The sequence below is a fragment of the Exercitatus varius genome (genome assembly GCF_029577735.1).
In the GTDB taxonomy this organism is placed as follows: domain Bacteria; phylum Pseudomonadota; class Gammaproteobacteria; order Enterobacterales; family Pasteurellaceae; genus Exercitatus; species Exercitatus varius.
The window spans coordinates 81,284-88,094 of the sequence record NZ_JARQTO010000010.1 but is presented as its reverse complement, the minus strand read 5'-3'; the positions used below and the strand labels follow the sequence as shown (position 1 = coordinate 88,094).

The 6,811-nt window shown below is 46.1% G+C and carries 6 protein-coding genes and 1 rRNA gene; 3 read left to right on the top strand and 4 right to left on the bottom strand.

Going from position 1 to position 6,811, the window contains the following annotated elements:
• Positions 1-128: 128 nt before the first annotated feature.
• Positions 129-244: ribosomal RNA gene (gene rrf, locus P7M01_RS08405) — 5S ribosomal RNA — on the top strand.
• A 26-nt stretch (positions 245-270) separates the two neighbouring features.
• On the opposite strand, the gene P7M01_RS08400 is transcribed toward rrf, so the two are convergent.
• The 4 genes from P7M01_RS08400 to P7M01_RS08385 all read right to left on the bottom strand — a co-directional run bounded on the left by P7M01_RS08400 (position 271) and on the right by P7M01_RS08385 (position 4,138).
• A complete protein-coding gene (locus P7M01_RS08400) occupies positions 271-1,449 on the bottom strand; it encodes a multifunctional CCA addition/repair protein (RefSeq protein ID WP_317483539.1) in 1,179 nt (392 codons plus the stop codon).
• A gap of 49 nt (positions 1,450-1,498) precedes the next feature.
• On the bottom strand, positions 1,499-2,110 hold the full coding sequence (locus tag P7M01_RS08395) for a TIGR04211 family SH3 domain-containing protein (RefSeq protein ID WP_317475138.1): 612 nt from the start codon (positions 2,108-2,110) through the stop codon (positions 1,499-1,501).
• Positions 2,111-2,173: 63 nt separating this feature from the next.
• Complete coding sequence (locus tag P7M01_RS08390) at positions 2,174-3,436, bottom strand: inorganic phosphate transporter (RefSeq protein ID WP_202937782.1); 1,263 nt, start codon at positions 3,434-3,436, stop codon at positions 2,174-2,176.
• A 21-nt stretch (positions 3,437-3,457) separates the two neighbouring features.
• Entirely contained in the window at positions 3,458-4,138 is a 681-nt protein-coding gene (locus tag P7M01_RS08385; RefSeq protein WP_202937781.1) for a TIGR00153 family protein, read from the bottom strand.
• 153 nt (positions 4,139-4,291) lie between these two features.
• Between P7M01_RS08385 and P7M01_RS08380 the strand changes: the two genes are divergently transcribed.
• Positions 4,292-5,332, top strand: coding sequence for a CYTH domain-containing protein (locus tag P7M01_RS08380; RefSeq protein ID WP_317483538.1), 1,041 nt, complete (start codon positions 4,292-4,294; stop codon positions 5,330-5,332).
• A 1-nt stretch (position 5,333) separates the two neighbouring features.
• Positions 5,334-6,713, top strand: a complete 1,380-nt coding sequence (radA, locus tag P7M01_RS08375) for a DNA repair protein RadA (protein WP_317483537.1) — start codon at positions 5,334-5,336, stop codon at positions 6,711-6,713.
• Positions 6,714-6,811: the final 98 nt, after the last annotated feature.

The following is a 6,811-nucleotide window of genomic DNA, read 5'->3' as shown; positions in this document are numbered from 1 at the left end:
GCGAAAGCGCAAAGCGGAAAAGTTAAAAAGCTAAGACGTTAAAAGCTCAAAAGCGTAAAGCGAAAACGCGAAAGCAAAAAACATTGAAAAAATCGCCCGCACTTTGGAGTGTGGGGAGACAGAATTATCCTGGCGGCGAGAGTGCGGAGGTCCCACCTGACCCCATGCCGAACTCAGAAGTGAAACGCCGTAACGCCGATGGTAGTGTGGGAATTTCCCATGTGAGAGTAGGACACCGCCAGGTATTATTTTAGCGAAGGGAACCCCGGTTCAGAAATGAGCCGGGGTTTTTGTGTTTTCGATAATTAACGTTCTTTGCCGGGTTAATTCGTTGCGAATTTCTTCTTTTTTAAAGCCTGCGTTAACAATATTTTTGACATCAACAACGTTGGTTTTTTCATATAACAGCCAAAGATAATCTTTTGGCGGATAGGTTGACGGCGTATTGGATCGTGCGGTGTAATTTGCAGCGCAAACGATGAGTAATTCTAAGAAACGTTGCGGTTTTCGCCACACATCCCATTGATTAAATAGCGTAATGATGGCTTGAGATGTAAGCTCAAAAACGCGATCAATACGTAGATGATATTGGTTGGCCAGTAATGCGAGTTCTTTGTGATAGTTTGGTACTTTTAATCTTTCGGATAATGTTTGAACGGGTGTTGATTGGGTTTTATGAGAAGGATCGCCTGGATTAAGCCCCGTAAAAATCGTCGCAAAACGTACCGCACTTTTATTGCAATCGATATGCGCCGTGGACGTCACAGATTGTTGTAATGCGCACATGGCATATTCAAAGTCTTTGTTTGATAAGGCCGCAAGTTCGGGTATAAGTATCGGTAGAGCATTGACTTGAAGCAATGTTTGAAAATAGATTTCAGGATTTTGCGTCATTAACGCTTTTTCGGTTTCCAGCCAAATACGTTCGGCCGTTAAATACCGTAATTCGCCCTGATTAGACAATTTTCTCATTAAATCAAGGGTTTCCGGAGCAATATGAAATCCCAGATGATGAAATCCGGCGGCGAATCGCGCAACCCGTAAAACCCGCAGCGGATCTTCCTCAAAAGCGGGAGATATGTGGCGCAAGATGCGATTATGTAAGTCCTCAATGCCATGATAAGGATCATGTAATTGTCCGTCTTTGTCCTGTGCGATGGCATTGATTGTCAAATCGCGCCGAATTAAGTCCTCTTCTAAGGTGATTTCCGGCGAAAAATCGCAGATAAATCCGGTATAACCCGAACCGGATTTTCTTTCAGTACGGGCTAACGCATATTCTTCTTGCGTTTCCGGATGAATAAAAACGGGGAAATCTTTCCCAACCTGTAAATAGCCGCGTGAAAGCAGTTCAGCCGGCGTTGCGCCCACCACGAGCCAGTCGCGATCTTTGACCGGTAGATGAAGTAATTGATCTCGTACTGCGCCGCCGACTAAATAGGTTTCCATATCATCTCTCCAATAAAAAAGAGTGGGCAAAGCCCACTTCCGTTTTATTTTAAGACCATCCGTCATTACGACGGCGTTTTGGCATAATGACCGGGATGATTAATCCGAGCAATAAACCGACGCCTAAAACCGAGCCGCCGTAAATAAACCATTGAATCGCGATTTCTCTTTTTCCCGCATCAAGCAAGGCTTCTAAATCACGGTTCTTGTTTTTGGTAATTTCCAACTCGCGTTTAAGTTGTGAATTTTCCTCCAGCAATTGACTGCTTTTTTGATTGCTATCGTCGCTGCGTCGTTTCATTTCTTCCGTACGCTGTTGCCAATCCGAATCGATTCGGTTGAGTTTCATGGTCAATTCTTGTACTTGCGCCTTGAGTTTCGGGTTTTCATTCTTACTGCTTGGCGTTGAAGTCAATTCGCTGTTTAAAATCCAGGCTTCACGATTCCGGCTGTCCCGGATTAAGCTGTATCTTTCTTGACGATTAAGCACGGTGACTTGTTCACCGGCCTGGATAGCACCTGCAATTTTAAAATTATCGCCTGCCCCCTTACGCAGGTAGGTGTTCAGATTTTCCGTCACATATTGCGTTTCTGCATGCGCCAATGAAATACTGCCGAAAATAACCAGAGAAGAGAATGTTACCTTAATAATTTTTAGCATAATGTTATCCCTTTAACTTGAAAAAATAAAAATGCGGTAAAATTTGACCGCACTTTAAAAAAATTAACGAAAAATTATATTAAGAATATAGTAAATAATAATCGCGAATAACGCTCCCGCCGGCAATGTTACTACCCAAGAAATAATAATGTTACGAATAACATTCATATTTAACGCGGCAATACCACGCGCCAGACCAATCCCTAATACGGCACCGACTAAAGTTTGGGTCGTCGAAATCGGTAAGCCTGTACCAGAGGCTACCACAACAGTCGCGGCGGTTGCAAATTGTGCGGCAAATCCGCGACTCGGCGTTAAATCCGTAATTCCCGTTCCGATGGTTGCCATCACTTTATAGCCCATAATGATTAAACCGCAGGCAATGCCAAGCGCACCAAGCGGTAAAATCCACCATGCTATCGGGGCGGATGCCGTGATATTACCGCCGCTTTCAACGATAGTTACGACGGCAGCCAGCGGGCCGATTGCGTTGGCCACATCGTTCGAACCGTGTGCGAACGCCATTGCACAGGCTGTCATTAACATCAGAATACTGAAGACTAATTCCACTCCGTCAAAGATGCTGTTGTGCGCTTTTCTTATGAATTTTTTAGTACGGAAATAGAAAAGGCTGATAACCAGGGACATTAGGCTTAACGTTAATGAAATTAAGACGGTATCACCGGTATCCAGAGTCAGGCCGATATGTTTCAAACCTTTGGCAACGGTGACGATGACTAAAATAAATACCGTTAATGCCATAAAATACGGACCGAATTTTTGTGCGTTACGCAGAGGGCGATCCGTATCGAAAATTAATTTTTGAATGATAAAGAAAATGCCGTACGCCAGTACGCCCGCAATAAGCGGCGTGATAAACCAACTGCCGACGATACCGGTAATGGCGCCCCATCTTACGGCGTTTGCACCTTCGGTGATACAGGCGAAACCAATGATTGCGCCAATGATGGAATGAGTGGTTGAAACCGGCCAGCCCCAGCGCGAAGCGATTAATAACCAACTGCCGGAGGCGAATAATGCGGACATCATGCCAAGAACTAATACTTCGGGATTTTCAACAAAATCCATCGGATTGATAATGCCGCTTTTAATGGTTTCGGTTACTTCGCCGCCCGCTAAATAAGCACCGGCACATTCAAAGATTAATGCGATAGCAATCGCTTGTTTGGCGGTAATCGTGCCGGAGCCGACGGAGGTTCCCATCGCATTGGAAACGTCATTCGCTCCCACGCCGAACGCCATAAAAAAAGCAAATAAAGCCGTTAACAGAATTAATAAGGAACCGTATTCTTGTAGTATTTCCATAATAATGAATTTCCTATAACATTATGAACGCGCTAACATTAATTCGATACGCGAGCCTACACGCTGAGCCTGATCTGCCAGCACGCCCACCCATTCAAAAATTTTGTATAAAAACATGACATCAATAGGATTATAGTTCTGTTCAATATCACGTAGCATTTTACGCAGTTTAATCTGCATTTGATCCGTATCGTCTTCGATGGAATCCAGTTCATTGATCATCTTATTAACAAAGTTCAATTCACGTCCGCGGAAGCCGGTTTCCAGCAGTTCATCCATTTCGTCAATCACTCGGTTGGCCTGTACCGTGGCGTCTAATGCGCGACAGATAAAGGTCATAAAATCATCCTGCAAAGGCGCCGGGATCGAGAATTGGCGACCGACCATCCGTCCGGCGATATCTTTTGCTAGGTTGGCGAGTTTATCCTGTTGGGTGACTAACTCTAACAAATCGGTACGATCAATCGGCAAAAATAAGCCGCGAGGTAATTTCAAACGAATTTCCCGTTTCAGCAAATCCGCTTGGCGTTCCGCTTCCGAAATTTTTGCACGAAGCGTTTCCGCCATATCCCAATCGCCTTTGAATGTCGCTTCTACAAACTCGACAAGCATACTGCAACATTCCGTGACTTTGTTCGAATGACTTTGTAACGGTTTTAACGGTGAATGAGCAAACAACCCTAAAATGTTGTTCATTGCCATAGGTACTCCTGAATTCAACCTGGTTAATCAAATTTTGGGTGCATATTACCCGATATAAAGTAAAAATTCACGGTTTAAATGTATAATAGCGAGAATAATTCGTATAATTTGCTGTAAAGTGCGGTCAAATTTTTGATAATTAAGGAATTTATTATGCCAAATGAAGTGGAGTTGAAACTGGCGGTCAGCCCGAATTTTGCGGATAATTTCGCGCAGAATATGACGGATTTTCATATTTTATCGACCCAAATCGTAGAACTCGGAAATTGTTATTACGACACGCCGGATCGTGATTTTGCCCGGCGCAAAATGGGGCTGAGAGTGCGCTCGGAAAACGAACGTTTTACTATGACTTTAAAAACCGACGGTCAAGTTACCGGCGGGTTGCATGTGCGTCCCGAATATAATGTCGCATTGCCTTCCGCCGAACCCGATCTCACTTTATTACGGGAGCATCTTCTTGATTTTCCTGAAAATTTATCGCTGAAACCGGTTTTTGCCACGGATTTTACCCGCCAATTGTGGCTGATTGAATGCGGGCATGATACGGAAATCGAAGTGGCGTTGGATCGCGGCGAAATTAAAGCGAAGGATAAAACGCAACCGATTTGTGAAGTCGAATTCGAATTAAAGCGGGGAACGTTGTCGGATTTGCTGACGTTTGTGGCGAATTTAACGCTGATTGACGGCGTCCGGCTAAGTTCCGCCAGCAAAGCGAAACGCGGTTATCTGTTGACGGCGGATAGGTTGCTAACGCCCATGGATTGCCTAGAGAAATGGCGTGAGTTTTTGCAATTCGAACAAACCGCGCAAAATTCTAAGGAAATTTTGACCGCACTTTTGGCTTATGAGCAGCAACTGGCGGAAGAAACGGTTTTTTTCTCACCGTCTTATTTTGCACAGGATTTTATGCGCAGCGTCGAGCGCATCGGCTCCTTTTTTAATCTGATGAATTTTTATACGGAAAACAAGAAATTGCTAAGTGCGGCGGCGGAAGTAACGCGCGCCGACGAACAAATTGTAACGGAATTGATTGAAAGCAATGAAATCTTGTTCCGAAGCATCCGCGATATTATCCGCTTGCACAGCGAGACGCGGGATAACGCCCTGGCAATGAACAAACTGGACGAGCTGTTGCACCAAGGGCAATATGTAAAACGCATGATCAACTTAATTCGATTAACGGTGGATTGATATGGCAAAAGCGCCAAAAACGGCTTACGTATGTAACGATTGCGGGGCGGAATTTTCCCGTTGGCAAGGGCAGTGCAGCGCCTGTAAGGCTTGGAATACGATTAGCGAAGTGCGGTTGGTTTCGGCAAAATCCTCGGCGAAAAATGATCGATTCAGCGGTTATGCGGGCGAAACTCAGGCAAAAATTCAAACTTTAGCGGAAATCAGTTTACAGGAAACGCCGCGCTTTAGCAGCGGTTTTAAAGAATTAGATCGCGTGTTGGGCGGTGGCGTTGTGCCTGGTTCGGCAATTTTAATCGGCGGCCATCCCGGTGCGGGGAAATCTACCTTATTGTTACAGGTGATGTGCGGATTAGCGGAAAAAATGACCGCACTTTATGTCACCGGCGAAGAAAGTCTGCAGCAGGTGGCGATGCGCGCCAATCGTTTGGGATTGCCGGCGGATGCTTTGCATATGCTTTCCGAAACCAGTGTCGAACAGATTTGTCAATTGGCGGATCAGCTTAAACCTCAAATTATTGTGATCGATTCCATTCAGGTAATGCATTTGGCGGATATTCAGTCCTCGCCCGGTTCGGTGGCGCAGGTGCGAGAATGTGCGTCGTTTTTAACCCGTTACGCCAAAACCCGCCAGGTGGCGATTATTATGGTGGGACATGTGACGAAAGACGGAACGCTGGCGGGCCCGAAAGTGCTGGAACACGCCATCGATTGTTCATTGTTACTGGAAGGCGAATCGGACAGCAGGTTCCGCACCTTGCGCAGTCATAAAAACCGTTTTGGCGCGGTGAATGAGCTGGGCGTTTTTGCGATGACGGAACAAGGCCTGCGCGAAGTGAAAAATCCGTCGGCGATTTTTCTCAGTCGCGGCGAAGAACAGACATCGGGCAGTTCCGTGATGGTATTATGGGAAGGCACGCGCCCGTTACTGGTGGAAATTCAGGCGTTAGTGGATCATTCCATGCTGGCGAATCCGCGTCGCGTCGCCGTAGGGCTGGAACAAAACCGTTTGGCGCTGTTGCTTGCCGTATTGCACCGCCACGGCGGTTTGCAAATGTCCGATCAGGATGTGTTTGTGAATGTGGTGGGCGGCGTAAAAGTGACGGAAACCAGCGCGGATTTGGCGCTGCTGCTTGCGTTGATTTCCAGTTTTCGGAATCGCCCGTTGCCGCAGGATTTAGTGGTTTTCGGTGAAGTGGGGTTAGGCGGCGAAATCCGCCCCGTGCCAAGCGGACAGGAACGTATTTCCGAAGCGGCGAAACATGGCTTTAAACGGGCAATCGTACCGTTCGGCAACCGGCCGAAAAACAAATTGCCGGATATGCAGGTGTTTACCGTGAAGAAATTATCCGAGGCGCTTTCGATTTTTGACGATTTCTAGCCGAGGGCGAGATTTTATCTGAAAAAACATGCGTTTTTTCGCCCGCACTTTAACGGAAGCCAGCCGGGAATCAGTAAAAGTGCGGGCGATTTTTTGCA

What these genes read in the sequence shown, in the direction of transcription:
- P7M01_RS08395 (WP_317475138.1), bottom strand. Translation starts at nt 2,110, where the DNA reads ATGCTAAAAATTATTAAGGTAACATTCTCTTCTCTGGTTATTTTCGGC.
- P7M01_RS08390 (WP_202937782.1), bottom strand. Translation starts at nt 3,436, where the DNA reads ATGGAAATACTACAAGAATACGGTTCCTTATTAATTCTGTTAACGGCT.
- P7M01_RS08380 (WP_317483538.1), top strand. Translation starts at nt 4,292, where the DNA reads ATGCCAAATGAAGTGGAGTTGAAACTGGCGGTCAGCCCGAATTTTGCG.
- P7M01_RS08400 (WP_317483539.1), bottom strand. Translation starts at nt 1,449, where the DNA reads ATGGAAACCTATTTAGTCGGCGGCGCAGTACGAGATCAATTACTTCAT.
- P7M01_RS08385 (WP_202937781.1), bottom strand. Translation starts at nt 4,138, where the DNA reads ATGGCAATGAACAACATTTTAGGGTTGTTTGCTCATTCACCGTTAAAA.
- radA (WP_317483537.1), top strand. Translation starts at nt 5,334, where the DNA reads ATGGCAAAAGCGCCAAAAACGGCTTACGTATGTAACGATTGCGGGGCG.